Source organism: Virgibacillus dakarensis (assembly GCF_900155625.1).
In the GTDB taxonomy this organism is placed as follows: Bacteria; Bacillota; Bacilli; order Bacillales; family Amphibacillaceae; genus Lentibacillus_C; species Lentibacillus_C populi.
Genome location: NZ_LT732554.1, coordinates 1797245 through 1823428, shown reverse-complemented (window position 1 = coordinate 1823428; position 26184 = coordinate 1797245). Strand labels below are relative to the sequence as shown.

Below are 26184 nucleotides of genomic sequence, written 5' to 3'. Positions count from 1 at the left end.
AAACCCTCCCATATTACGAATCAGATACGAACTCCTGTCTTTTTTTCAACAAATTTCAATAAACCAAGACAAGCCAGTACAATCACTATCATGATGAACGACATGGCAGATGCCAAACCAATTTTAGCCTGTTCAGCTAAATTCAGAATATAAATAGCCACAAGATTGGTATTTGGTGATATTAAAAAGACAACGGAACTTATAGAAACCATTGCAGTCATAAGGGCATATATAAAACCTGCAGCAAATGGCGGAACCATCAATGGCACGATAACCTTCCAGAATGTTTTATATGGTCCAGCCCCAAGATCATTCGAAGCTTCTTCCATCGAGATGTCAATCTGATGCATTTTACTGATTGCTGCTTCCAGTCCTACACCGATTTTCCTGAAAGTCATGTTCAACACAAGGATCATGACCGTTCCTGTCAAGAAGAAAGGTGGCCCATTGAAAATTAATACATAACCAATACCCATGACCGTTCCCGGAACTGCCAAACCGAACAAGGTTAAAAATTCCAATAGTTTCTTGCCCGGTATCGGTTTTCTCGCAAATAAGAAACCTTGCAAAATCCCTATTCCTGCTGCCAGTATTGCACTGACGAATGAAACGAATAAACTTGTATAAAGAGAATCCCAGCCTGTTTCATTATTAAAATGTTCCAGCGTAAATGTATTGTTTATTCCGATAATTTTCACGAACGCTCCCAGTACGACCATGATGAACATTAGTAATATAAAGGCTGTAAATATTGTACTAATAGTTCCAACAGAGAATTTAACCGACTTGGAAAGTGGTACACTATACGAGCCAGATTCACCACTAATCGTCCCAACACTACTATCTTTTAGAAAATAAGTTTGGAAAATAAAAATCAATAGACTTGGTATGATCAGGAACACTCCAAGCACGGCAGCCAACTCCAAGTTATGCTGTCCTACAACAAGCAAGTAAGCTTCCGAAGCTAAAAATCGAGTTCCCCCGCCAATAATAAGAGGGTTGGAAAAATCCGCCAATGCCATCACAAAAACAAGCAAACCTGCTTTAATGATCCCGGACTTCGCTAAAGGTAACGTGATACTACCGATTGTCTTCCATTGGTTCGCTCCAAGGTCCTGTGAGGCATATTCCAAATCGGCATTCATGTTTCGCATGGTACTTTCAATAAGCATATACCCAATTGGGAAATATCCAATTATTTGCGCTAATACTACTCCCCAAAAACCATAAATGCTAAATTCCCCACCAAATAAGTGACTAATATAATCAGTCACAATACCGCTTCTACCAAATAAAATAATCAATGATAGTGAAAATATAAATGGTGGTGCAACCAATGGCAGTAATGAAATCCCCTGAAAAGACTTGGACAAAAAACTTTTCGAGCGTGTTACGTAAAGCGCGATATTAATACTTAAAAACAACACGATAATAGTTGAGATCATCGCGGATAATACGCTATTCAGCAAAGCATCCCAATAATAGGACGCCTGAAAAAAATCTTTATAATAATCAAATGTTAGTTGACCCGTTCCAATTCCAAAACTTTTTAACAAAACAGCTAATACTGGAGCAACAATAAATAATATGATTGCAACAACAAGTACAATCGTGACAATTGCAAACCACGGTTCAGCCCAGAACCGTCCCCATATCGTGGAGGACGGTTTAAGCTGATTTTTTACCGGCTGTGTAGCCTCCACTCATAACTCCTCCTTTTTATGAAAATTCATCTCGCCATTCCTTCATGATTCGATCACGATTTTCTTCAGCCCAGACCGCATCATAATCAATCAGGTAATCTTCTATGTTTTCAGCTGTCCCTTTTATACCCGGCTTTGTTACCATCGAACGATGCTCTGCGGATTTTTTCATGCCTTCTTCGGAACCGATATAATCAATCACTTCTTCTACCAGTTCCCGGTTTTCTGTGTCTTTGTACATCCAAACGACATCAAGGTCATAGCCTACTCCCTCTTCGGGTATAACAGCTTCCAATGGGTAGCCTTCATCAATCCGGTTATAAACAGCCTGATCCCATGTTATACCGATTGCGTACTCTCCCTGGGCAACCATTTGCGCCGGTGCGTCGCCTGATTTGACATATTGTCCCACGTTCTCATCCAATTTTTCTAAATAGTCCCAACCCTCATCTTCACCCATAATTTGCATAATAGTTGACACAAACAAATAGGCTGTTCCCGAGGTGCCGGGATCCGGTAATACAATTTCTCCTTTATACTGAGGATCCAGCAAGTCCTCCCATGATTCTGGCTTGTCCAAACCTTTCTCTTCCAGAATATCTGTGTTGATTGCCAACAAATTAAACCAATAAGACCATCCATACCATTTGCCATCTTCATCTTTAAACTCATCCGGAACATCTTCCCAAGTAGGTGAGTCATATGGTTCCAAAAAATCTTCTTTCTCCGCTTTTAATGCAATGCTATGTAACATCCCCCATTGCATATCCGCTCCAAAATCAGGAGCTTCCGATTTCATTCGGCTCCATCCTTCTCCACTGGATAATCGCAATACATTGACATCAATACCTGTTTCATCTTTTAACCCCTTTACAAGGTCTTGCATTTCCTCTGAGTCATTATGGGTGTAAACATCAATTTCACCTTTCGAATCCTTTGCATTCCCCGAACCGCCGCATGCAGAAATAATCAAACCCAATGCGAGAAACAAAAATGGTAACAGATATTTCTTCATATTTGATAAACCTCTCCTTTTAATTTAAGAATAGCCTCACTTTTTATTTTTCTTTCAACGTAATAGCTTGATAATCGTTTATAATAGAATCAGCATCCAACAAATGTACCTTTTGCATGTTAGGTGCCGAAACAATCCCAATACTAGCCAAAACTCCACTCTTTTTGCCAAGTATCATGTCACCATTGGAATCACCGATGATTAACGTTTTTTCAGGAGCAATGTCTAGCTGCTTACAAGCGTAATAGACCATTTCAGGATACGGCTTCCCTCGGTAGACAAGATCATGCCCAACGATGGCTGAAAAAAAGTTTGTAATCCCTAATGCATTCAAATGTTGTACAGCCTTTCCATAATTATCCGATGTGACTACCCCCATTTTGATTGCAAGTTTTTCTGCCTGTTCCAAAAACCGGACTAGTCCATTAACAGGTTTGACATGCTCATGAATTGCAAATGTTTCCTCTAACACCTGATGGGCGTCATTTACCACTTGATACGCTTGATTCCAAGGAACACCTTGTTGATAAAGTCCCAAGGTTAGAATGGTTAGCAAGTCTTGCAAAGAACCAATAGCTAGAGGACCTTTTGGATCCCATGTGTGGTTCTCGTAGGAAAATCCCAAAAAATGTGCTAGTAAACTTTTGTTATATGAAACGGTAGCTTGGTCGTCAATCAGATCGATGAAGGTCTCTGCCCACCGTATCCATAACGTGAAATCGATAATCGTTCCATCTTTATCAAATAAAATGCCGTCTATTTCATACCTATTTCCATTTATAATGACAACACTCATGATAATGATTAACCCCCTTTCTCAAACACAACAGCTCCATTCGAAATTGTAAATACAGGCATTTATTTGTTTATGTTGTTGTATTTAGTTGTGTTTATGTGTTTATACTTGAATATTATAAAGTAAATCTCATTTATGTCAAAATGTATATTTCCGTGTTTCACTTGATAAACCATTAAAAAAGCTTAGGTGGAGCGCCTAAGCTGAAAAATACTTGAATTTATTTAGTTATACTGTCGTAAATGGGCTATGTTTGAAATTTTATAATACTTCAATCCCTGTATTTCGGTATTTCTCGAGTACATTTTCATTTATTTTGGAGTCCGTAATAATGCGGTTAATTTGGTTAAACTCACATACCTTTAACAGGGAGACGACATCAAATTTACTACTGTCGGCCAACACAATTCTATGCTGGGCAATATCCATCATCTTCTTTTTCACCTGTAACTCCCCTGCTCCGTAATCAGTTAAACCTTTTGTGAGGGAGAGCCCACTAATACTCATAAAAAAGGTATCAATGTGAAATTGAGTAATAAAGTCTTCTGTAAAATCACCAACAGTACAAAGCTCTTGATTTCGCAAAATGCCTCCAGCGAAAATTATCGTGTAGTCAGGCATTTCGGAGAGTTCATTTGCTATCGTCATTGAATTGGTAAGAACCGTTAAACGTGTAAACTTTTCCTTCAATTTTTTGGCAAATTCTGTGTTGGTTGTACTTACATCCATTGCGATCGATTGTCCTTCAACCACAAAATCCGTCGCTTTTTTGGCAATTTCCTGTTTTTCCTTTAAATACTTAGATTCGCGTACAGTAAACGATAACTCTCTGTTGTTCACTTCCTCAAGCACAGCGCCCCCATGAACACGCGTTAGAAGTCCTTCTTTTTCCAGGAATTCCAAATCCCGTCGTATCGTCTCGAATGATACATTAAAATATTTCATTAATTGAGATACCTTGACGGATTTATCTTTTCTAACTATCTTTACTATTTCTTTATGTCTTTCTTTTGCAAACAACATCGACACCTCTTCGGTAAAATAATTATGTTGTATACGATAGCAAGTAAATACAATCAAATGCAACTTTATTACATATTGTATACCATTCATTCATATTTTTCATCCCTAATGGGAATTTTTGTGGAAAGTTTTCACAAAAGAGAAAGCAGATTTAGGAATTGTTTATTTCCACTATATGTAAGAATGGAAGAAAAATAGCTGTTATAATCAAACTAAAATTATCTGAATTATACGGGTACCAGGCATCCCCTAAGGAGGGTAAAAATTGTGCGGCCTATTTAACGGAATCCGGATATGTAGGAGAATTTGTCATTTGCTCCGAACCGACACAATTAGGAATCGGCCTTCAAGCAAAAGGTGTCCTGCAAATGGATATTACATTAAAGGGGAAGTCTGCACATGCCAGCAAACCTTGGGAGGGTGAAAATGCGATTTTACGTGCACTTTACTTGTATGAGAGGCTGTTAGAATTACCTTTTGCCCAGGAATCAACTGATTTTTTCCAGAAACCATCTATAAATCTGTCTAAAATACATGGTGGCGATGTATATAATAAGGTTCCTGATTCTTGTGTCCTTTCCATGGATATAAGGTTTTTACCAACGCAAAACAAGGATGAGATTCTTAAGCAGATAAAAAGTATAACCGATTGTAACATTGCTATAAACTTGTATGGAGATCCTGTCATGAACACAATTGATAATCCATATATACAAAAACTACTGCCAATTATTAAACAAAAGGCATTGATAGAAGACGTTCATGTTTTTGGTCAACATGGCTTCGCAGATACGAGGTATTTTTCGAGGTTCGGGATTCCGGCCATTGAATTTGGGCCGTCTGGGGATCATTGGCATGGGAATGATGAATATGTTGTTTTGGATTCGGTGGAAACGTATAAGGATATTCTTGTTGATTTTGGCGTAGGGTTTAGGGGATGATTGTATTTGAGCCTAAGTGTTGATATCAACGAGTATGATGGAAAATTTAGACTGTCAGCAAATAGAGCTATTGGGACAGTCTAATCCCTGACGAGTAGGAGGGAGCCTTTCCATTATTGTGCTCCCCCGCCGAGCCGTGCGGGCGGTACTCCGAACAGGGTTTCTCTCCATCATCCTTTTAAGAATATTGCTTAATTCTTTTATTTAGTTATCAATTCCAGCTCAACAGGGATAAATTCTTCAACTTTTTCCCCCTTAACTACTTTTTCAGCGGTTTCGATGGCAGATTCACCAATTAATTCTGGTTTTTGAGCAATTGTTGCATCCATTCGTCCTCCCTCAACAGCTTCCACCGCATCATCGGTAGCATCAAATCCCACTACAATTACGTCGGACACACCTTTTGCTTCTAATGCTTCCAACGCCCCAAGTGCCATTTCATCATTGTGTGCAAAAACAGCATCAATCTGATCTGCACTTTGAATAATATTTTCCATTACTGATAATCCTTCTGTTCGATCAAAATTTGCAGTCTGGTTGGCTACTATTTCTATACCATCCATATCGTCTACAATTTCATGGAAACCTTGTCCTCGTTCTCGGGTTGCCGAAGCTCCCGGTATACCTTCCAATTCGACTACCTTACCTTCTTCACCTAGCTGTTCCGCAATAAATTCCCCAACCATTTCTCCGCCTTCTACGTTATCGGAAGCGATATGAGCTGCAACTTCGCCTCCCTCAGAACTTCTATCAACTGTAATGACAGGGATATCTGCATTGTTTGCCAATTCAACCGCAGATACAATGGCCTCTGAGTCAACTGGATTTACCAAAAGAGCATCAATATCTTGCTGTAATAAATCTTCTATATCACTCAGCTGTGTGGAAGGATCATCTTGTGCATCCGATGTAACAAGTTCAAAGCCTTTTTCGTTTGCTGCTTTTTCTGCACCATCACGTAATGTTACAAAAAATGGATTGTTAAGTGTCGAGATAGATAATCCAATTTTTATTGTACCGTTGCCTGAACCTTTTTCAGCATCTTCTGAATCACCAGTACCCGGATCTTTTGTTGAACATGCTGCCAAAACGACCAAAAGTACTGTAACTACACCTATCATTTTAAACCTTTTTTTCATTTCTTTTGCCTCCTCAAATTTTTATTTTTATCAAGATGATAGATAAAACATCTTGTTATAAATTTATTTATCTGAACTACGGTCAAGCAAGACTGCTAGTAGAATAATACCGCCTTTCACTATTTGTTGGTAAAATGATGATACATTTAATAAGTTCAATCCATTATCAATAACGCCTATAATAAGGGCACCTATTAAGGTACCAACAATCTTACCTTTTCCTCCAGCTAAACTTGTTCCGCCGATAACAACAGCAGCAATTGCATCCAATTCATACGTTGTTCCTGCTGTTGGCTGTGCCGAATTTAATCGGCTTGAAATGATAATACCTGCTAATACAGATAGCATACCTGTAAGTGAGTAAACCCAAATTTTTACGCGGTCAGCCTTAATTCCGGATAATTTTGCAGCTTCCTCGTTTCCACCTATTGCATAAACCTGTCTGCCAAAAACAGTTTTTCGCAGCACAAAATACAAGATAATGAATGCAATAAACATTAAAATTACTGGAAACGGTATCCCGAATACATAACCTCCACCAATCATTTCAAATGTAAAACTATCAGATAGACCAGTGATCGGTTTCCCGTCTGTATAGACCAAAGTTGCTCCGCGATAAATCGTCATGGTTGCAAGGGTAGCGATAAAAGGAGCTACTTTTCCCTTGGCAATAATCAGTCCATTAATTGCTCCTAAAGCAAGTCCAATCAGCAGCCCAATCAGTACTGCCAATAAAGGATCCATTCCACTCGTTAATAAACCTGCAGTAAGCGCACTTCCCAATGCTAGAGTGGACCCAACAGACAGGTCGATTCCAGCCGTTAAGATAACAAATGTCATACCAAAGGCAATAAGAGCGTTTACCGATACCTGTCTAAATAAATTCAATATATTATTCAACGTTAAGAAATTATTACTCATAAAACCTAATATGATAGAAAAGATAATTAAACCTACTAACGGACCAATAATAGAAAGGTTATTTTTTATATAATTCTTCATCTTAATTCCCTCCCGTCGCTGCAGTCATAATTTTCTCCTGTGTAGCTTCATTACGGTTAAGAAAGGCGGAAATTTTCCCTTCATGCATAACCATAATACGATCACTTACTCCTAAAACCTCAGGCAATTCGGAGGAAATCATAATAATGGCAACTCCATTTTTTGTTAGTTCATTCATGATTGTATAAATTTCTTTTTTGGCACCAATATCGACTCCTCTAGTTGGTTCATCTAAAATAAGAACTTTAGGATTAATCCCCAACCATTTTGAAATAACAACTTTTTGTTGATTACCACCACTAAGTGATTGGACAACTTGCTCTCTTCCGGTTGTTTTTACATGTAGCTGTTCGATCAAATCATCTACTAACCTTTTTTCTTTAGAATTGACGATTACCCCGCCATTGGAAATCGTTTTGAAGTTTGTCAGTGATATGTTTTCGCGAATAGTTGAATGAAGAACTAACCCCTTACCTTTTCGATCCTCCGTAATAAAGCCTATTCCGGCATGAATCAAATTACCTGGATGACTTGTATTTAGGACTTTTCCTTTCAATTTTACTGTGCCGCTTTCCTTTTTACGATAACCAAATATTGTTTCCATCACTTCCGTTCGTCCGGCACCCATTAATCCCGCGACACCTAGTATTTCTCCCTCTTTAACAACAAAACTTATATTATGAAAGACCCCTTTTGATGACAAGTTTTCCACTTGAAAAATAACATCGCCAATTGGATTATTTTTTGCGGGAAAACGATCACCAAGTTCGCGACCTACCATCATTTTTACAACTTTTTCAAATGAAGTATCTGCTATATTCTCCGTTCCAATATACTGTCCATCACGCAAAACAGTGATTCTATCACAAATTTCAAAGATTTCTTCCATTCTATGAGAGATGTAGACAAAACTAACGCCTTGTTGCTTTAAGGATTGAATTACTTTAAATAAACTTTCAATTTCCCGATCCGTTAAAGCAGCTGTTGGTTCGTCCATTATAATGACTTCTGCATCGGTTGCTAATGCACGGGCGATTTCCACCATTTGTTGTTTTCCAACTGATAACTCCCCAGCTAAATCATCAGGTTTAATATTTCTAACTCCTAATTCATGCAAGCTTTTCTTTGTTAATTCATTCATCTTTTTTGTATTTAAAATGCCGGACTTGCCATACGTTATCTCTTTTCCCAGAAACATATTCTGAGCCACAGTCAAATGAGGAATAATATTCAACTCCTGGTGAATAACGATAATGCCTTGTTTCTCGGCATGTTTGGGGTTTGTAAAATGAGCTTCTTCCCCCTTAACCTTAATGATCCCATTATCCCGTGAATGGATTCCGGTTAATACCTTAACTAAAGTAGACTTTCCAGCACCGTTTTCTCCCATCAAGGCATGAATTTCACCTTTTCTGACATCAAAGTTGACACCTTTTAACACTTGGTTACCGGAAAATGACTTGCTAATGTTGTCCATTTCTATAATAGGTGTTACAGCCAATTTAACTCACCACCCTCTTTAAAAAATGACGCCCGATTGTACTATTACATTTGCATAAGGGGTTGCCTCACCAGTCCGAATAACCGCTTTCATTTCCTCGATGCGTTTTTTTAGCTCTTCATGCATTATATATTCAACAGGAATAGTGGGGTACCCCTCTAATAATTTTTTATCTAGTACACTATTTTCTGTTTTAATTTCGTTTGCCAAGATCATCTTTTCAATTTGCATATCTTCCGCGATCACATTTAGTACTGTTTCAAAACTTGGTATACCAAGTCTCAATGATAAATCAATACAAAGCGTCTCATCGGGAACAGGAAGCCCACAATCGGCAATGAGAATTTTATCTGTATGCCCTAGTCTTGACAGCAAGGAAGATATATCCCGATTCAACATACCGAACTTTTTCAATGTAAAACTCCCCTTTCTTTCATAAACTTTTCTACCTCTTCATTCGTTGGCATGCCTTTTTGGGCTCCTGCTTTCGTTATCGAGAGTGCAGCGGCTGCATTCGCAAACAAGACAGATTCATGAATGGATGCATCGTTTGCAAGCTGCATGGCAAATGCACCATTAAACGTGTCACCAGCTCCCGTTGTATCTTTCACTTCAACCTGAAATCCCGATACATTACTCAGGGTGTGCTTACTATAATATTGAACACCTTTATCACCTTTCGTAATGATTAGTTTTTCTTTTATGGAATCGATGTCTGTATCATTTTGCATTTCTTTTAACTCAATTTCATTTGGCGTCAGATAGGTGACATTGTTAAATAAATCTTTTGACAACCTCTGATATGGAGCCGGATTCAAGACAACTGGCACCTCGAATTCATGCGCTACTTTCACGGCATATTTTACTGTCTCAATCGGTATCTCAAGTTGGATTAATACAACATTACTATTTTTAATCATTTGTTTATGCGTTTCTACCAAATCTGGTGAAACCAGCTCATTAGAACCAGGTGAAACGATAATGCGATTATCATTTTCGGATAAAATGATCGTTGCAACCCCTGTTGGATATTCAGAAACTTTAATACCTTCAACATTTATCTGCTCTGATGCCAGATGAGAAAGTAGCGTATCCCCAAAAGCGTCTGAACCGACTGCCCCAATCATATGAACATTTGCCCCAAGTCTAGCTGCTGAAACTGCTTGATTTGCACCTTTTCCACCCGGATATTGCGCAAAATTTTTACCGAGAACCGTTTCACCTTGTGCAGGCATTTTATTTGTATTAATCGTTAAGTCCATGTTGATACTTCCAATTACACAAATAGTTGGTTTGTTGCTCATTCTTCTCTCCCCCTTGGTCTGGTTGATTGTCTTTCAACCAGCTGAACAGAAAACTCCTCTGTTTTTTTTTGAGAATCATTATTAATTATTAGTTCAATTAGCATTTCTGCCGCTCGTGATCCCATTTTGTAAATTGGTTGAGCTATCGTTGTTAATGTTGGACTTGTTGTTTCGCCTAATGAAATGCCATCAAATCCAATAATAGATAAGTTGTTTGGAACGTTTATACCTAACTCTTCTGCTGCCTTTATTGCTCCTACACCCATTACATCATTAGCAACAAAAAGACCATCAATCTCCGGATGCCGCTCCAATAACTTAGTAATCACACCTTTGGCTACTTGAAGGTTATAGTTACCTGAGACAATATAATTGCAAGAGAACCAATCATCATTTTTCACCACATCCAGATAGCCTTGTTTACGCTCTTCTGTATTGCTTGCGTTTTTAGGTCCTGAAATATGTGCGATACATTGGCAGCCTAGCAATTTCAAATATTCAGTCGCTTCCCTTGCACCCTCACGATTATTAACCTTTACTGTAGATAATTCCACACCAAACGTCCGATCCAAAGCGATTATTGGAACAGTCACTTCCTCTATATGCTCTTTTTTTAATGTACTTGAAACAATAATGATTCCATCTACCGATTTCTGTTGTAATGCATTTAGATAAGTAAGCTCTTTTTCAATCGAATTATCCGTATTGCAAAGCACAAACGTATAATGATGAACATTACATACATCCTCTACTGCCCTGGCCAATTCAGGGAAAAAAGGGTTCATAATATCTGGTACAAATAAGGCAATCATTTTAGATTTTCCTTTAAATAAACTTCTTGCGACATCGTTTGGCCTATATTTCAATTGATTAATAGCTTGTACAACGCGTATTCTGGTATCTGAGTTTACGTATCCTTTGTTATTAATTACTCGAGATACCGTAGCAATGGATACACCTGCAAAGCGTGCAACATCTCTAATCGTGACCATATTTCAAATACCTTTCATTGTTTATTGAGTTTTTTGCTGATGTGTAACGGGTTACATGTTATATAAAAATAAAACGCAATCACAATGTCTTCGTTAATATGTAACCCGTTACACGTTTATAATAAACCGCTTTCAATTGTTTGTCAATTAATTTTTAAAATAAGCTCCAATCCAATTTAAATTACCTTAATCCATGGCAGAAAACATCGAAATCACCTAAAATCTTGTATTATCAATCACATAGGACCCGTTGAGCGGGTCCTATGTGATTTACTCCGATATGACAGCAACAATCCACAGCTTCAGTAACAATATCCATGGATTGTTTTATAATTTTAATTACTACATACGTCCTTCCCTGCCTTCTATCAGTAGACCAACCTCCTCCCTACATCCAAATGCTCAATCCCATGATTCGTCTCCCCATCAACAATAAGATCCGCGGCAATTGAGCCAATAACAGGCGCCATTTTAAAACCATGTCCTGAGAATCCGCTCACTAAAAACGTATGATCCATCTCCGGAATTTTGCCGATAATCGAATGATCATCCCTTGTATAACCATCCATATAAACACTTGCTCGAACTGGATCTGGAATTAGTCCAGGCATTAATTCCTTTACTGCCTCACTAACTTCCTTTATTTCATCTAATAAAACATCCCGATTTAGATTACCCGGATCTGGCACATTGACTGGATTCTTTGTGTTGGAAGCCTTTACCATTGTCCCATCCAAAGTTGGTGCCCCCGTTAATCTGAAATTCTTCCTCATTCTAGCGAATATCGGAAAGTTTTCCGGCGTAAAATCATTGATATTTTTTGCAGGAAACCACGTTAACACTAGTCGTCTCGCCTCTATATTCGTTTCCAGTTTTGGTAACAACTTCTTCGTCCAGGCTCCGGTTGTAACCAATACTTTTCCCGCACGGTATGTCTTTCCATCGGCCACAACCTTAACGCCAGTGTCATCAGGAACGATTTCTTCAACCCTTGAATACCTGTGAATTACCGCTCCGTTCGCTTCAGCCTGATGAGCAGCTGAAATAACAGCTAGTTCTGGTCTGATAAATCCTGCATTTTTATCCAGGACCATAACTTCCTCGGAAAATAATTTAAATTGCGGGTATCTTTTAGCCGCTTCATTCCCCTGAATAATTTCGTGATCCAATTGAAATTCCTTAATAGATTGCAGAACGTTTTTTAAGGCCTTCATATTTGGGTCACCAATCATTAAACCGCCATTAAGCGTTAGCAAATTATTTCCTGTCTCCTTCTCTAATTGTTTCCATAATTGCCGAGCTTCCTGTAGTAATGGAACATATTGCTTTCCCTCCATATATGCCGTTCGAAACAGTCGTGATTCTCCTCCAACAGCTGAACGATCATTACCAATACCAAATTGTTCAAAACCTAAAACGGATACACCTCTCTTGGCAAGCTGCCAAAGCGCCATGCTACCCATTGCACCTACACCAATTACTGCCACATCAGCATCCATATGCACACCCCATTTTTTGTTTATTCAGTTAATTATATTTGCACTTCTTCTTTATCTGTTACGATTTCTTTAGACTTGCTCTTATCATCAAACATATAGGTAAATACGATAAAACCAACTAAAGATCCCAAAATACCGAACGCAACGTATGGAATCTCTGTACCAACGATTTGGGCAACTGCTGCACTTAATACTCCCAAGGCCATACTTCCTATCGCACTCTTGGCGCTTAATCGATTGGATTTTCTTAAAATAAACCCTCCGAAAATTGGCACCAACAACCCTGATGCAGAGTAAGCATATGTTGCAACAAGCCACCCGAGCGCTTTTGGATAATATAATGCTAATACAACCGCTAGTGCAATTACGACAACCGACATGAGCCGAGATAATGTTAATAACTTACGGTCACTTGCATTTGGATTAACATAAGATTGATAAATATCGGTCGTTATATTGACAACAACAGATTGGACAGCACTACTTACAGTTGACATGATTGTCGCGATAATAAACGATCCGTAGAGTGCCATAAACCAAAGCGGAATCTGGGTCAGGAACCATCCTGAAGCCATTTCCGGATCCGTTAAATCAGGATTCATTGAATAAACAGCAATCCCCATAAAGGATGCCCAAATACCACTTATGACTCCTACTATTGCAGCTATAATAAACCCTTTCTTGGCAACACTTGGACTACTAGCAGCATAAATACGCTGGTAGGACATTTGATTTGTCAATGCCCCAGGGAAAATGGCCAGTATCCAGAAAACAATCGTCGTTGTTCCTACAGCACCAAGCCCTTCCGGAAGGTTAACCATATTTCCAGGTACTTTGGATGTTATTTCAGACCATCCACCAGCAAGATCAAGTATATAAAAACCACTAATTACCGTCATTATGATCATGAGGCAGCCAAATATAAAATCCGTCCAAGCTACAGATGCCAATCCACCAGGTAATACAAATAGTAAACTGATCGCCGCAAAAAATAAGATTAATAGTGTGAAGTTGATTCCTGTAATTTCTGTAAATAAACTCCCAAAGGCAACTAATTGCGTACACAACCAGCCAAATGGCACAACAATTGCCAAGAAAGTAACGATGCTCATCATTATTTTATGTTCACCGTATAACTTTTTAAAAATCTCCGGCATCGTCGTAAATTTTTGTTCTTTTAACCAATTGGCAAGCAGTACTAGCAGTATGATCCCGATGGAATACAAGACATTATACGTTACAGCTGACCATCCCGCACTATAACCAATTCCGATATGGGCAACTAAAACACCACCGCCAACCCCTGTGGCAAATTGGGTTCCCGCTACTACGTATATTGGTAAAGACCTTCCTCCTACAGACCAGTTTTCACTGCTTTTATTTCTTCTGCCAATCCAAATCGAGAAAATTGCTGCACCTGACAAGACCACAATAGAACACAACAAAATTACGAAAGCAGCATTCATTATTTGCCCCCTTATATTCTTAATTTTTTCAGCTGTCCTGGTGTGTAAGAGCCAAGTTGTTTGTACCTTCAAACATACGAGTTAGATTCATTAAAACGATCAAGTCTCAACTTTTTTAAATCAATTGACGTTTCCCCATGCATGAGAAGCTCGGTCATTACTGTTCCAACGATGGGAGAAAGCGTAATTCCACTATGCATCACAGCAATATAAGCGTTATCTATTGTTGGGACAGGTCCCAAAATGGGAAGCCCGTCATTTGGAATTACTCGAACACCCGCAAAGCATCGAACGATATTTGCTTTCGCCAGATCCGGTAAATATTCGACTGCCATTTTTGCTGTATCCTGAATGACATCCAACGTGGTCCGCCTGTCGTATCCAACCTCCTCTTTTGAATATCCAATCAGTACTTCTCCATTGTCAGCTTGACGCATCCCTCCTATTGTATGCTTGATTAAGGGTGCCAATGGTTCTGTAACCAGAATTTGGCCACGGACTTGTTTTACAGGGATATCTACTCCCAAAAGCTTCCCAACTTCCTTTGTCCAAGGACCCGCAGCCATGATCACTTGTTTTGCCATAAAAACATCATTTTTTGTGATAACTTTAAACATCCCTTTGTTTCTTTTAATAGCGATGACGGGATTGTAAAAAGAAAACTGGACATGATTTTTTTTAGCTGCTTTTATATAAAGTTCTACCAAGCGAAACGGGTTAACATTGCCATCAATCTTACTAAAGGTTGCGCCGGCAATATTTGGGGACAATGCAGGCTCCTTCTCTAATACTTGGTCACGGTTTAATACGTCAATTTCGATTCCAACCTCAGCTTGCTTTTCGGCAAGTCGTCGTGCACTATCCCTATCCGATTCGCTAAAAAATGGAGCGATTCCGCCGGTACGCTTATATTCTACATCGCCAATTTTCCGTTCAAGAAAGGGATATAATTCGGCACTTAACATACTTAGCTCCCCGTACCAGGATGGCATTTTATTATGTACCCAAACCCAAGCCTGGGTGGACCCTGATGTTCCAGATAACGGATAATCTTTATCAATAACCAATATCTCTTTTTGCCTGCTTTCTGATAAATGAAAAGCGATACTGCTGCCCACTACACCACTTCCGATAATTACCACATCATATCGCTTAGTCATGATCTTCATCACCTTCTTTTGGAGCTGATTCATTGAAAACAGAAATCACACTTGACGATTCTTCATTACCAACTAATGCAGAAATTCGTGTTGGTTTTAACGGCATTCTCATTTTGGGAGGTCTAATGTCACTTAATGGCTTATCTAGCGACTCACTAATGATTTGCCGTACTAAATTGGTACAAACTTTTGCCTGGCATGGGCCCATACCGCACCTTGTCAACCTTTTAATATCGTCAAACGTATGGGCACCTGATTTGATCGCCGTTTCAATTTCAGCAAGATTGATTTCCTCACATTTACAAACGATGGTTGAATCATCCATTTAAAAACCCCCTACGGCCATATTAAAGAGCTGTGTTAATTGTGCATCCACATTATCTTGAAAAGACCGCATCAAATTAACTCTCGCATGGAAAACATTTTTGGATTCAGCAGATTCTAGGCGATAAAGTTCCTGCCACAACAGTTCTCTTTTTACGTTGGCTTCTTCCTTACTTAAGCCATTTAATTTCTCAGCAACACTAACTGCAGCAACCTCCGCTGTTAGTAAAATGGGACCCATATTAGTGATCCCAGTTGCATTTCCAGCAACATAAATAGATGGTGTGCTTGTTTCCATCATGGTTGAATACTGCGGCAGCCAGCCTCCAAGCTCCTTTCCATAAGTAAAATTACAATTTAATATTTCAAACGGCTCCAAAATCGGGGTTAAGCCTTTGCCAATGCAAATCAAGTCAATATCCATTTCCTCTTCGGTGTTGTTGTGGCTGATGATGACCTTTTCAACCTCACCTGAACCAGAGACATGTTTGACAAAGCTATCCAGATAAACAGGGACACCAGCTTCTTTTAAAAAGTGAACCGTTTCCGCTTTATTTCCAACTAGCTGTACTTCATTATCAACTATCCCTTGTAAACAAACACCATTCTCAACAAGTTGCTTTCCAACTTCTAATGCAAAATCATTAGAACCGATAACGAGGGCATTTTTCCCTGGGATAACATGTTCACGGTTCATCAATATTTGCGCGGCACCTGCAGTCATGACCCCGGGCAATGTCCAGCCGGGGAAAACGAACGCTTCTTCAGCAGCACCTGTTGCGACAATTACTTTTTTAGCCGCGATCGGAATCGTGTTCTGGCCATTCGATACACCAACCCTTCCATCTTTATACGTTCCAATCATCGTGTGTTTCAATAAAACAGTTACGTCTAAATTCGTAAGTCTTTCTATTAGAGTCTGTGCAAGCGCTGTACCCGTTTGGTCCCCGAACTGTTTAGGAAGATTGTTTAGTTGCTGTGTTTGCTGTCTTAATTGCCCGCCTAAAGAAAACGATTCATCAACAATTATTGTCTTGATGCCATTGGAAGCTGCGACATGTGCTGCATGTAATCCTGCTGGTCCGCCGCCCACGATTAGTAAATCAGTTTCCATTTGCTTTCCTCCTTACATCGGGATCACCGTCATTTGAGTATATGTTTGCCCCTTCCTCGACTAACGTCATACAGCTAAGTACATGATCCAATTCATTTACGGAAACAAAGCAGCTGCAGCATCTGCCATTTGCACAAAATAATCCTCGTGGTTGCTGCAGCTTCCTGCTAACTCCCAATTTTTTTATACCGTTTGCCATAAGCGCGGCTGCTATTGTTTGTCCCTGCTTCGCCTTTAACAACTTTCCATTAAAATAAAAAGATATTTCCCCCTCAAGATAATTTTCTGAAATCGAATTAGGTGATGTTCCCATTATAAGCGCCCCTTAATAATATAATGTTATAATATTATAATCATTGTAGTAGAAATCTTTTTCACACTACTCTATTAATTTAATAATTAACCAGTAGCGGCAAGCACATAACCACTATCCACGCTCAGGACGATATGCTGTTAAATCTACATCTACTTTTTTTCCCTCAGCTATCGATGCAGCTAATGCGCCAACATAAGGCCCCATCGTTAAACCAGATGCACCTAAGCCTGTTGCGACTACAACCCTTTTCACACTGTCAAACGTTCCTAATAAAGGCAAAACATCTGGACCCATTGGGCGAAACCCGATTCTGACTTCTTGGATTGTTCCGTTTGCAAGACCTGGTGCAACAGTTAAAGCATTTGTTAAAACTTCATTAATCCCACCAACAGTCGCTTGATAGTCAAAACCGGAACCCGTTTCTCTCGTAGCACCGGCAACAACCCGTGAATCATCAAACGCTAACATATAATGGCTGCTTTCTGGCAATACTACCGGCCAATTGGAAGTATCCGCATCTGGTAATTTAATATGTGCGATTTGCCCTCGCTGTGGCTCCACTTTAACATCAATGCCAATGGGTTCCAATAATGCTGATGCCCATGCGCCTGCTGCTATAAGTACAGTATCTGCATGAATTGTTTCATGATGGAACTTCACACCAGTAACTACATCCTGTTCTTTTATCAGAGATGCTTCACCATGCAGCACTTTTGCTCCATGTTTTTTTGCAGCCCGGATCATGGCGTCTCTTAGTAATTTGCCATCCACTCGTGCTGCGCCAGAAATAAAAATAGCCTCCAGTTGCGCATTTAAAGGTGGAAATAATTCACATGCTTCTTTAGCAGTTAACCGCTGGACATCACCAATTTCTGGTGCATTTTCATACTTATCGTTGATTTCTTTTTCAATTGTATGTAACTCATCCGGATCTGAACTTATACATAGCGCGCCTACCTTTTTATAACCGACATTTTCTTCGCCATCATTTTTTAATTGGTCAATTAGTCTAGGGTAAAACTGTGCACCACCTTTGGCGATCCGATACCAATCGTCATCCTTTACACTCGATACCCAGGGACAAACAATTCCAGCTCCAGCAGCCGTTGCAGCACCCTTATGTTCCTTATCAATCAGGATAACTTCGTGACCACTCTTTACTAATTGGTAAGCAGAGCTAGCTCCTACAACGCCACTGCCTACAACAATGATTTTCATATTATGTCACCTCTCCAAAATGTTGTAAGTATTATATTGTAACTTTCCTACAGTGATATGCCTTTCATTTTAAGTAACGATTTACATGTTATTTAAAGCTGAATCTCAAGAAAATATTTTGATTGGTCCTGTTTGACAATAAATCTGGAGTACTCAATGATATGATTATTTTTTGCAGAAGTATAACGTTCAAATACAAATAACTGTTCACCTTGTGGGATATTCAATATGTTTGCTTCATATTCATCCGCTAAAATGGTTGAAAAGTAAATTTTCGCTTTACCTAATTCAACACCGTATTTTTTCTGAAAAATGTTATACAATAAATCATCTTCAATATCTGTACGATGTAAGTTCGGAAATGATGCTTGTGGAATAAAGGAATATTCAATTGCAACCGGTTGATTATTTTGTATTTTAACACGGTGAATTTTATATACTTGTTCTTCCTCGTTTATTTCCAATAATTTCGCTAGCTTGCCACCAGCTTTCTCCGTTTTATAACTTAACGTTTTATGTGGGTGATGATGTGTTTCCCATGCTTCATTTTTTAAAGAAACAAACTTCGAAATATCTTTTTCTTCTATTTGCGTTACAAATGTTCCCTTACCACTTTGGCGTTGCAGGAAGCCAGCGTTTGCCAATTCAAGTACCGCCCTTTTTACGGTAATATTACTGACACCAAATTGAGTAGCCAATTCTTTCTCTGATGGTAATTGATATCCCACCCCCCATTCCCCTGAGGTGATTTTATCATTCAAGTATTGTTTCACCTGTTGGTATAAAGGTACCGATAATTCTTTATCAATCTTCATGTTGTTCTCCCTTTGATTACGAGTATTTTTATTATAATATTATAATGTTATAAGCTTTGAAATAATGAGTTAATTTAGAGTAGTATATAACCTAGTGGTTGTAATGTCAATGGTTAATTTCTGTTAGTTTTGATTGTTTGTAATAGGAAATTAATTTCGAGAAGCGCTCTAAATCTCTCCCTTTAAAAACAGAACTTATCTCTTTCACTCTTAAAAAATGTGCTGTTGATGAAGTAATTAAAAACCTTGAAAGCATTTTGCCACCCAAGATTGAAAACTAATGATCAAGATTAAGGCAATACAATATTTTCATTCGTGCTGTATTCAATCCTGGCAGGTATTTTTATGCAATCAAGTAGTTACTTTATTTTTTTATAAGGGGGATCATAAATTAATCAGATTATTAATAATATTAAGATGAAACTTTCCGCTATTGTTGCACACGCAAGTCATATAGCCCCAGCTTTAAAGAACATCCGAATTATTCGGTTGATGGTAGATTTTAGACCTTTTACCGGTGATGGGCTACCATTTATTAGCAAATCCCAGGAAGTTAAAGGATTCATTATTGCTGCAGGTCATGAAGGGAGTGGAATTGCACTTGCTACGATTACCGGATTTTTGGTTGCAAGTATAGCAGGGAACCAGTCGCAATATAAGGATTTACTCGAACAATTACGTCTGGATCGTTTGCAAGCAGTTTAGTTATTCAAAAAAACAAGGGGTTGGTATGTATGATAGAAATTATTGTACCATTGGCGTTATTGTTTGTTATTGCCGTGGTTAAACAAATACCAAAGATTGGCGGGGAAATAAGAATTGCTCTTATTGTCGCCGCTCTCTCATCTGCAGTGATATCGGGACTAAATCCAAGTGAAACACTTTTTGCTTTTATAGACGGTATTGACCGCCTGTCCTGGGTTATCATGCTGTCTGTGTTTGGAAGTTTGTATGCTGAATTTCAGGCCAGTTGGGTACCATTGATACTACATTGAACAGCCTTCGAGCAGCGTTCGGAAATTCGTCAAAAGGATTGATAGTCGCAATATTTATTACGTTAATTCTGGCAGGTTCTCTCCTTGGGGATGCAATTGCCGCAGCTACCGTTATTGGATTCCTCGTCATCAATTCATTAACCGAATTAAAATTGAAGCCTGAACAGATTGGCATGATTATTTTGCTTGGTGCTTCCATTGGCTCTATTATGCCACCAATTACACAAGGTATTTTTCTATCCGCTTCCCTGGTCGGTATTGATCCGGACCCCGTTATCAAACTAGCTTATATAACTGTAACTATCGGTGGAATAATTGCAATCCTGGAATCGTTTCGTTTTGTACGAGGAAAAAAGTTGCCCCCAAATTTAATTCCAGAAAAATCGGTTATACAAATTTTGAGAGAAAGATGGAAAACACTGATTCCGCTGTTAGTTTTAATTGCTATTGTTTTGGCCAACACACTGTTTGACTATAATATTTTTACAGAGATCACTATTTTTGCCTTTGTTTTGCAACCCTTGAAAGAAATTAAAATTTTACAGGGCATAACCTTTCATGTTGTAAGCGCAATTATTATAGCCTTTTTGATAAGTTGTTTATTTCCCGCTGTTCGCAAGGAAACAAAAGCAGTGCTCAAAAATGGGTTAAGAAAAGTAAATCAGACAGTCCAAATACAATTATGCGCAGGCGCTATGGTTGGTGTTTTTTATGCATCAGGATTGATTGATAAAGTTGCCCTCATGACGGAAGGGCTGGCTTCCTCCATGGTGAAACTGGGTGGAGCTTTGTCAATGGTCGTTGTTGGTATGCTTACTGGATCCCAAACAACTTCCCAATCCGTAATTGTTACATTTCTAGCCCCCATTCTAGAAAATATGAACGTGGACTCTACATTAATCGCCTTAGGTGCATCCCATATTGCCGCAGCTGGGCAAAATATGCCACCGGTAGGGTTAACAGCGTTTGTCGTCTGTGGCTTGATTGGCGGAATATTAAACAAAAAGGTGGATCCTTTAAAGGTTATGATGCTGGCACTTCCGAACTCATTATACTTTTTAGCTATCGGATTGATTGTGTGGTTCATCTAACATGCATACACCAATATTGGGAATTTTAATGCTAGATACTAATTTTCACCGTCCAAAAGGAGATATTGGAAATCCAGAAACCTTCCCATTTTCAGTAGAATTCAAGATCGTAAAAAAAGCAACGATAGAACGGGTCGTGAAAATGGAGGATTCTGCACTAATCGAACCTTTCGTTCAATCAGCAAGGCAATTGCAGGATAAAGGGGTTAAGGTAATTACAACAAGCTGTGGTTTCCTTTCCCTTTTCCAGCAGGAGATCCAAAGCAAGTTGCATGTCCCTTTTTATTCTTCTAGTTTAATGCAAATCCCACTGGTATATATGCTAACCGGCGGAAAGGTTGGTGTACTAACAGCAAGAAAGTCTAGTCTGACGAAAAAACATTTGGAAGGAGTAAATGCTCACCATACACCTGTTGTCATCGAAGGAATGGATCATATGCCAGCATTCACGGAAGCAATTGTTAATGAGACAGATACCTTGGACATGGAAAAGGTTTCGGTGGAAATGAGGCAAGCTGTTACGAGACTTATAGATAACCATCCGGATGTAAGGAGTATTATTTTAGAGTGCACCAATATGCCTCCATATAGAAGTGCTTTAAGAGAAGTAACGGATCTGCCGATATTTGATATATTGACGTTGAGCAGGTATGTGGTTGGATCAATTTTATAGCTTAAGATATTTTATGCGGGTGATGATCCATTTCCCATACTTCCTTTTTCAATGTAACAAATTTAGAAATATACTTTGCTTCAATTTGGGTTACGAATGTCCCTATATCACTCTGGCGCTGAAGGAGAAAATCGCTCACAAGTTCAAACACTAACCTTTTTACGGTAAATTACTAACACTAAATTGAGTAGCTTATAGCAGTTTCTTCTCAGATGATAGCTGATATCCTGACCCATTCTCATAAAGTAATTTTTTAAATATATTGCTTTACCTATTGATATAAAGGTATGAATAATTGTTTAACAATCTTCGTCTTACCTCTCCCTTTTCATTACTAAATAGCAGCACCAAAAAGGCTGTTAGTTCTAGTAGAGTGACTAATCAGAACTAATAGCTTTAAAATTGGAATAAATTTACGATAATTAGATTTTTTTATCTTTATTCCAGATCAATTATCCTTATTATACAAATACTTTTGATCAGCCAGGGAATAATATGCTTTATGATGGAGCAATTAATTAAAAAATAATGTTTTACATAACCACTTTCGCTCTTATTGAGCATAAAAAAGAGACCTGCATTAGCAGGCCTTTGACCTCAACAAATCTTTATTAAATTATATCAGTCACCTATATCTGGTTCTCGGATATTTTCACTTACCGACTCTTCCCCCTATCCAAGCTGCCCAATACCAGGTCTTCCGGAGAGGCGGAGTTCCTCACCTTCATAAGCGATGACGTCTGGTTTTTCGCTCAGCCATAATGGTGCATCCAAATCAAAGTAGATGACATTTGGATGTGCGGCTGCAAAATGGGCGGCTGCTCCAACCGAATGTGCCGGTTCCATCATGCTGCCAATCATGCAAGCAACGCCACTGATTTCAGCCATACTGGCAATTTTCCAGGCGTTGGCAATTCCTCCGCATTTCATCAATTTGATATTTAATAGATCCACGTAGTGCCCACTTACTAACTGAAGTGCATCTTTAGGAGAAAATAAGCTTTCATCCGCCATGATCGGAATGTTGACATGGTCGGTCACAAACTTTAATCCATCCAGATCCCGTGCTGAAATGGGTTGTTCAATGAATTCGATCCCAGCATCCATGGCTTCCATTTGATTAATCAGCTGAACCGCCTGTTTTGGCTTCCACCCTTGGTTGGCATCCAGCCGGAGCGTTACTTCTGCCGGTACTGCTTCGCGAATTGCGGAGATACGGGCAAGATCCAATTCTGGCTGAGCTCCGACCTTAATTTTCAAGCGGCTAAACCCATCCTTCACACATTTCTTCGCATCCGCTGCCATCTTATCTGGTGCATCTACTCCTACCGTCATTGATGTGTTCAGCGATTTGTTGCCGCCCAGCAAGTTATATAGCGGGACATGGAGCAATTTGCTATAAGCATCATAAAGCGCAATGTCTGCTGCTGCCTTGGCACTTGTATTGCCAATGCAACATCTTTGGAACGCATCAAGTAATGACTGAAAATGGTAAATATCTTTTCCGGCCAAAGCCTCCTTGATAGGACCTAATAATGCGGCCTGAATACTTTCCGTCGAATCCCCAGTAATCACCCAGGTCGGCGCTGCTGCACCCTTACCGGTGATCCCGTTCTCTAATTGAATGGTCACCTCAATGCTCTCGATTTCGGTTGCCGTCCTTAGCGCCGTTTTAAATGGCGTTCGTAATGGTATGTTTCGATGTTCAACTTGCAAATCTCGGATTAGCATACAAATTCCCCCTCTTGCTAAGAATATAGATTTTCACTTTACATGATTCCAAGAATTTTCCCGACCAGCATGCCGAAATAGGTGCCCAGAAACGAGCCAATTAAGGCCATGATGACACCAACTGGAATCAAGGTCCGACTATATGCAGCCGCAAGCATCGGTGCTGAGGCCATGCCGCCAATATTGGCAAGACTGGCAATCCCAAGTGTGAATAAATCATATTTAAACAACTTCCCAAGCAGCAGCATGATAACCAAGTGAAACAGCATAATCAGAAAACCGGAAACGAGATAAATAGGTGCTTGAGCAATCTGAGAAAAGTCAGATTGAGAAGCAATAAGCGCCACGATAATATAAAGCATTACATTGGAAACATCCAGTGCCCCAGGAATCCGAGATACCGGTGTCTGGCCAAGAATCAGGCCAATTACTGAAGCAATCAAGATTGTCCAGGTTGTGGCACTAAATACATCTCCCAATTCCGGCAAATGATCACCTGCAAATGTTGCCAATGCAGAAACAAGTAGCCCAATTCCAAGAAGATACATGATATGTTTAAATTGTAATCCTTGATCATTTTCCTGTACTGCTGCATCTTCTTCCAGTTCATTGTCTATAAAGGACGTATCTGCTTTTGTCCAACGATTAAAAGCACCTGCAAATGGAACGAGCCAGAACATGAACATCACCCATACTCCATAATTAATCGTATCCATCATTAGGGCATAGCCAAAGATATTTTCCGGAACCTTAAGAATATCCTGCAAAGCAACCATATTAGCCGATCCGCCAGTCCAGCTTCCAGCAAGCGCACCAAACGCACGCCACGTATCCGTAACATAAAAGTGTTTGAAAATAGCATAGACAATGACAAATCCAAGCATGATGCTGAGAACCGCTACAAGGTAACCGCCAATCATCCGTGGTCCAAGTTTGATAATACTGCGGATGTCACATTTCAACAGCATGATCATCAACATCGCCGGAAGCAAAGCCCCTTTCACACTGGTATACGCCGGTTCCGTAGCATCATTATCAAATAAGCCAATTGTCTGTAAAAATGCTGCCCCAATATAAATCAGAACAATCCCCGGAATAAATTTAAAAAAGCGATTGGAGCTAAACTTATTTTCAACTCCTACCATCACGGCAGCCAGTGCCACCAGGACAGCGATATACATAAAACCATCTGTTATCATTTCGGTTCCTCCCTCTGGTAAATAAAAATCCAGCCCAACAAATAATCGTCAGGCTGGATTTTGACTAGGTTTATTTAGTCAAAGCAGCTTTTGCTTGCTCATATTTATTTTTTGCATCATAGAATGCAACAATCAGCGCTTTTTGCGAAGAGCCCAGATACCGTTTGCGAATATCCTCTTCCACCTTGTCATCGTCTACCTTCCGTCCTATAAACAAGGAACGGACAAACTGATTCGTCAACTGGATGGTTGAAGAACATTCGCTATCAACAATTTCNATTTCAGCCATACTGGCAATTTTCCAGGCGTTGGCAATTCCTCCGCATTTCATCAATTTGATATTTAATAGATCCACGTAGTGCCCACTTACTAACTGAAGTGCATCTTTAGGAGAAAATAAGCTTTCATCCGCCATGATCGGAATGTTGACATGGTCGGTCACAAACTTTAATCCATCCAGATCCCGTGCTGAAATGGGTTGTTCAATGAATTCGATCCCAGCATCCATGGCTTCCATTTGATTAATCAGCTGAACCGCCTGTTTTGGCTTCCACCCTTGGTTGGCATCCAGCCGGAGCGTTACTTCTGCCGGTACTGCTTCGCGAATTGCGGAGATACGGGCAAGATCCAATTCTGGCTGAGCTCCGACCTTAATTTTCAAGCGGCTAAACCCATCCTTCACACATTTCTTCGCATCCGCTGCCATCTTATCTGGTGCATCTACTCCTACCGTCATTGATGTGTTCAGCGATTTGTTGCCGCCCAGCAAGTTATATAGCGGGACATGGAGCAATTTGCTATAAGCATCATAAAGCGCAATGTCTGCTGCTGCCTTGGCACTTGTATTGCCAATGCAACATCTTTGGAACGCATCAAGTAATGACTGAAAATGGTAAATATCTTTTCCGGCCAAAGCCTCCTTGATAGGACCTAATAATGCGGCCTGAATACTTTCCGTCGAATCCCCAGTAATCACCCAGGTCGGCGCTGCTGCACCCTTACCGGTGATCCCGTTCTCTAATTGAATGGTCACCTCAATGCTCTCGATTTCGGTTGCCGTCCTTAGCGCCGTTTTAAATGGCGTTCGTAATGGTATGTTTCGATGTTCAACTTGCAAATCTCGGATTAGCATACAAATTCCCCCTCTTGCTAAGAATATAGATTTTC

General features: G+C 39.5%; 26 protein-coding genes. 5 read left to right on the top strand and 21 right to left on the bottom strand.

Going from position 1 to position 26184, the window contains the following annotated elements:
• Positions 1–20: 20 nt before the first annotated feature.
• The 4 genes from CZ382_RS18420 to CZ382_RS18405 form a co-directional block, all read right to left on the bottom strand.
• Positions 21–1703, bottom strand: coding sequence for an ABC transporter permease (locus tag CZ382_RS18420; RefSeq protein ID WP_088052631.1), 1683 nt, complete (start codon positions 1701–1703; stop codon positions 21–23).
• A 16-nt stretch (positions 1704–1719) separates the two neighbouring features.
• A complete protein-coding gene (locus CZ382_RS18415) occupies positions 1720–2718 on the bottom strand; it encodes an ABC transporter substrate-binding protein (protein ID WP_088052630.1) in 999 nt (332 codons plus the stop codon).
• Between the two features lie 43 nt (positions 2719–2761).
• Positions 2762–3514, bottom strand: a complete 753-nt coding sequence (locus tag CZ382_RS18410; RefSeq protein ID WP_088052629.1) for an HAD family hydrolase — start codon at positions 3512–3514, stop codon at positions 2762–2764.
• Positions 3515–3775: 261 nt separating this feature from the next.
• Positions 3776–4627 carry a DeoR/GlpR family DNA-binding transcription regulator gene (locus tag CZ382_RS18405; protein ID WP_308777719.1) on the bottom strand — a complete coding sequence of 284 codons (852 nt, stop codon included), beginning with the start codon at positions 4625–4627 and terminating at the stop codon, positions 3776–3778.
• A gap of 68 nt (positions 4628–4695) precedes the next feature.
• Here CZ382_RS18405 and CZ382_RS18400 point away from each other — a divergent pair, with 68 nt between their 5' ends.
• Positions 4696–5478, top strand: coding sequence for a M20 family metallopeptidase (locus CZ382_RS18400; RefSeq protein ID WP_088052628.1), 783 nt, complete (start codon positions 4696–4698; stop codon positions 5476–5478).
• Positions 5479–5678: 200 nt separating this feature from the next.
• Here CZ382_RS18400 and rbsB read toward each other — a convergent pair whose 3' ends face one another.
• The 14 genes from rbsB to CZ382_RS18330 all read right to left on the bottom strand — a co-directional run bounded on the left by rbsB (position 5679) and on the right by CZ382_RS18330 (position 19328).
• Complete coding sequence (gene rbsB, locus CZ382_RS18395; RefSeq protein WP_088052627.1) at positions 5679–6617, bottom strand: ribose ABC transporter substrate-binding protein RbsB; 939 nt, start codon at positions 6615–6617, stop codon at positions 5679–5681.
• Between the two features lie 63 nt (positions 6618–6680).
• Positions 6681–7619, bottom strand: coding sequence for an ABC transporter permease subunit (locus CZ382_RS18390; protein WP_088052626.1), 939 nt, complete (start codon positions 7617–7619; stop codon positions 6681–6683).
• 1 nt (position 7620) lies between these two features.
• Positions 7621–9120 carry a sugar ABC transporter ATP-binding protein gene (locus CZ382_RS18385; RefSeq protein WP_088052625.1) on the bottom strand — a complete coding sequence of 500 codons (1500 nt, stop codon included), beginning with the start codon at positions 9118–9120 and terminating at the stop codon, positions 7621–7623.
• Between the two features lie 18 nt (positions 9121–9138).
• A complete protein-coding gene (gene rbsD / locus CZ382_RS18380; RefSeq protein ID WP_088052624.1) occupies positions 9139–9534 on the bottom strand; it encodes a D-ribose pyranase in 396 nt (131 codons plus the stop codon).
• Positions 9531–10424, bottom strand: a complete 894-nt coding sequence (rbsK, locus tag CZ382_RS18375; protein WP_088052623.1) for a ribokinase — start codon at positions 10422–10424, stop codon at positions 9531–9533. Before rbsK ends, rbsD begins: the two co-directional genes overlap by 4 nt.
• Positions 10421–11416 (bottom strand): LacI family DNA-binding transcriptional regulator, encoded by a 996-nt coding sequence (locus CZ382_RS18370; protein ID WP_088052622.1) that lies wholly within the window; start codon positions 11414–11416, stop codon positions 10421–10423. The genes rbsK and CZ382_RS18370 overlap by 4 nt, the downstream gene beginning before the upstream one ends.
• 368 nt (positions 11417–11784) lie before the next feature.
• On the bottom strand, positions 11785–12915 hold the full coding sequence (solA, locus tag CZ382_RS18365) for an N-methyl-L-tryptophan oxidase (RefSeq protein WP_088052621.1): 1131 nt from the start codon (positions 12913–12915) through the stop codon (positions 11785–11787).
• Between the two features lie 32 nt (positions 12916–12947).
• Entirely contained in the window at positions 12948–14381 is a 1434-nt protein-coding gene (locus CZ382_RS18360; RefSeq protein ID WP_088052620.1) for a sodium:solute symporter family protein, read from the bottom strand.
• A gap of 68 nt (positions 14382–14449) precedes the next feature.
• Positions 14450–15541, bottom strand: a complete 1092-nt coding sequence (locus CZ382_RS18355) for an NAD(P)/FAD-dependent oxidoreductase (RefSeq protein WP_088052619.1) — start codon at positions 15539–15541, stop codon at positions 14450–14452.
• On the bottom strand, positions 15534–15866 hold the full coding sequence (locus CZ382_RS18350; RefSeq protein WP_088052618.1) for a (2Fe-2S)-binding protein: 333 nt from the start codon (positions 15864–15866) through the stop codon (positions 15534–15536). The genes CZ382_RS18355 and CZ382_RS18350 overlap by 8 nt, the downstream gene beginning before the upstream one ends.
• Positions 15867–16979, bottom strand: coding sequence for an NAD(P)/FAD-dependent oxidoreductase (locus CZ382_RS18345; RefSeq protein ID WP_088052617.1), 1113 nt, complete (start codon positions 16977–16979; stop codon positions 15867–15869). It lies immediately after the preceding gene.
• Positions 16969–17292: a (2Fe-2S)-binding protein gene (locus CZ382_RS18340; protein ID WP_088052616.1), complete on the bottom strand. Its 324-nt coding sequence runs from the start codon at positions 17290–17292 to the stop codon at positions 16969–16971. The genes CZ382_RS18345 and CZ382_RS18340 overlap by 11 nt, the downstream gene beginning before the upstream one ends.
• Positions 17293–17406: 114 nt before the next feature.
• Entirely contained in the window at positions 17407–18513 is a 1107-nt protein-coding gene (locus CZ382_RS18335) for an NAD(P)/FAD-dependent oxidoreductase (RefSeq protein WP_088052615.1), read from the bottom strand.
• A 92-nt stretch (positions 18514–18605) separates the two neighbouring features.
• Complete coding sequence (locus CZ382_RS18330) at positions 18606–19328, bottom strand: GntR family transcriptional regulator (protein ID WP_088052614.1); 723 nt, start codon at positions 19326–19328, stop codon at positions 18606–18608.
• Between the two features lie 417 nt (positions 19329–19745).
• Between CZ382_RS18330 and CZ382_RS18325 the strand changes: the two genes are divergently transcribed.
• The 4 genes from CZ382_RS18325 to CZ382_RS18315 are packed head-to-tail and all read left to right on the top strand — an operon-like array spanning position 19746 to position 22087.
• On the top strand, positions 19746–20033 hold the full coding sequence (locus tag CZ382_RS18325) for an FAD-dependent oxidoreductase (protein ID WP_088052613.1): 288 nt from the start codon (positions 19746–19748) through the stop codon (positions 20031–20033).
• A 29-nt stretch (positions 20034–20062) separates the two neighbouring features.
• Positions 20063–20323 carry a hypothetical protein gene (locus tag CZ382_RS24000; protein ID WP_200809546.1) on the top strand — a complete coding sequence of 87 codons (261 nt, stop codon included), beginning with the start codon at positions 20063–20065 and terminating at the stop codon, positions 20321–20323.
• Positions 20320–21414 carry a TRAP transporter large permease subunit gene (locus CZ382_RS18320; protein ID WP_200809545.1) on the top strand — a complete coding sequence of 365 codons (1095 nt, stop codon included), beginning with the start codon at positions 20320–20322 and terminating at the stop codon, positions 21412–21414. The genes CZ382_RS24000 and CZ382_RS18320 overlap by 4 nt, the downstream gene beginning before the upstream one ends.
• Before the next feature lies 1 nt (position 21415).
• A complete protein-coding gene (locus tag CZ382_RS18315; protein ID WP_088052612.1) occupies positions 21416–22087 on the top strand; it encodes an aspartate/glutamate racemase family protein in 672 nt (223 codons plus the stop codon).
• Between the two features lie 672 nt (positions 22088–22759).
• Here CZ382_RS18315 and CZ382_RS18310 read toward each other — a convergent pair.
• The 3 genes from CZ382_RS18310 to CZ382_RS18300 form a co-directional block, all read right to left on the bottom strand.
• Positions 22760–23818 (bottom strand): dipeptide epimerase, encoded by a 1059-nt coding sequence (locus tag CZ382_RS18310; protein WP_088052611.1) that lies wholly within the window; start codon positions 23816–23818, stop codon positions 22760–22762.
• A gap of 38 nt (positions 23819–23856) precedes the next feature.
• Positions 23857–25017 (bottom strand): DUF819 family protein, encoded by a 1161-nt coding sequence (locus CZ382_RS18305; RefSeq protein WP_088052609.1) that lies wholly within the window; start codon positions 25015–25017, stop codon positions 23857–23859.
• Between the two features lie 70 nt (positions 25018–25087).
• Positions 25088–26149, bottom strand: a complete 1062-nt coding sequence (locus CZ382_RS18300; protein WP_088052610.1) for an enolase C-terminal domain-like protein — start codon at positions 26147–26149, stop codon at positions 25088–25090.
• Positions 26150–26184 lie beyond the last annotated feature (35 nt).

Bases quoted from the DNA above. Each gene is read 5' to 3' on its own strand.
- CZ382_RS18350 (WP_088052618.1), bottom strand. From the start codon at position 15,866: ATGGATGATTCAACCATCGTTTGTAAATGTGAGGAAATCAATCTTGCT.
- CZ382_RS18325 (WP_088052613.1), top strand. From the start codon at position 19,746: ATGAAACTTTCCGCTATTGTTGCACACGCAAGTCATATAGCCCCAGCT.
- CZ382_RS18410 (WP_088052629.1), bottom strand. From the start codon at position 3,514: ATGAGTGTTGTCATTATAAATGGAAATAGGTATGAAATAGACGGCATT.
- CZ382_RS18390 (WP_088052626.1), bottom strand. From the start codon at position 7,619: ATGAAGAATTATATAAAAAATAACCTTTCTATTATTGGTCCGTTAGTA.
- CZ382_RS24000 (WP_200809546.1), top strand. From the start codon at position 20,063: ATGATAGAAATTATTGTACCATTGGCGTTATTGTTTGTTATTGCCGTG.
- CZ382_RS18340 (WP_088052616.1), bottom strand. From the start codon at position 17,292: ATGGGAACATCACCTAATTCGATTTCAGAAAATTATCTTGAGGGGGAA.
- CZ382_RS18305 (WP_088052609.1), bottom strand. From the start codon at position 25,017: ATGATAACAGATGGTTTTATGTATATCGCTGTCCTGGTGGCACTGGCT.
- CZ382_RS18355 (WP_088052619.1), bottom strand. From the start codon at position 15,541: ATGACTAAGCGATATGATGTGGTAATTATCGGAAGTGGTGTAGTGGGC.
- CZ382_RS18415 (WP_088052630.1), bottom strand. From the start codon at position 2,718: ATGAAGAAATATCTGTTACCATTTTTGTTTCTCGCATTGGGTTTGATT.
- CZ382_RS18405 (WP_308777719.1), bottom strand. From the start codon at position 4,627: ATGAATGGTATACAATATGTAATAAAGTTGCATTTGATTGTATTTACT.
- CZ382_RS18370 (WP_088052622.1), bottom strand. From the start codon at position 11,416: ATGGTCACGATTAGAGATGTTGCACGCTTTGCAGGTGTATCCATTGCT.
- solA (WP_088052621.1), bottom strand. From the start codon at position 12,915: ATGGATGCTGATGTGGCAGTAATTGGTGTAGGTGCAATGGGTAGCATG.
- CZ382_RS18315 (WP_088052612.1), top strand. From the start codon at position 21,416: ATGCATACACCAATATTGGGAATTTTAATGCTAGATACTAATTTTCAC.
- CZ382_RS18360 (WP_088052620.1), bottom strand. From the start codon at position 14,381: ATGAATGCTGCTTTCGTAATTTTGTTGTGTTCTATTGTGGTCTTGTCA.
- CZ382_RS18345 (WP_088052617.1), bottom strand. From the start codon at position 16,979: ATGGAAACTGATTTACTAATCGTGGGCGGCGGACCAGCAGGATTACAT.
- rbsB (WP_088052627.1), bottom strand. From the start codon at position 6,617: ATGAAAAAAAGGTTTAAAATGATAGGTGTAGTTACAGTACTTTTGGTC.
- CZ382_RS18330 (WP_088052614.1), bottom strand. From the start codon at position 19,328: ATGAAGATTGATAAAGAATTATCGGTACCTTTATACCAACAGGTGAAA.
- rbsK (WP_088052623.1), bottom strand. From the start codon at position 10,424: ATGAGCAACAAACCAACTATTTGTGTAATTGGAAGTATCAACATGGAC.
- CZ382_RS18335 (WP_088052615.1), bottom strand. From the start codon at position 18,513: ATGAAAATCATTGTTGTAGGCAGTGGCGTTGTAGGAGCTAGCTCTGCT.
- CZ382_RS18310 (WP_088052611.1), bottom strand. From the start codon at position 23,818: ATGCTAATCCGAGATTTGCAAGTTGAACATCGAAACATACCATTACGA.